This is a genomic window from Vibrio genomosp. F6, from assembly GCF_005146325.1.
GTDB lineage: Bacteria > Pseudomonadota > Gammaproteobacteria > Enterobacterales > Vibrionaceae > Vibrio > Vibrio cortegadensis.
Map to the genome: position 1 here is coordinate 1 of NZ_SYUT01000125.1, position 256 is coordinate 256.

At 42.2% G+C, this 256-nt stretch carries 1 protein-coding gene; it reads right to left on the reverse strand.

Annotation, left to right across the window (positions count from 1 at the left end; genetic code table 11):
* A partial coding sequence (locus FCV43_RS20020) for a transposase (RefSeq protein WP_170961703.1) occupies positions 1 to 256 on the reverse strand: 256 nt, incomplete at both ends.

Sequence of the window (256 nt, forward strand, 5' to 3'; positions counted from 1 at the left end):
ATGTCGTTATAATCATTGAAACTTTGGTTTGCGAGATAGTGCTGTCTCAACCAACTCCAAACTTGTTCAATAGGGTTCAGCTCGGGAGAATAAGGGGGAAGTTTAATGATGCTGACATTATTAAATTCATTGCCAATGTCATCGCTATGCCAACTTGCGCCATCCATTATCACGACGGCATGGCGACTTTGTTCGGTGGCTTTCGATATCTGCTCTAGATGACTTATCATGATGTCTTTGTTAACCCAAGGAACGA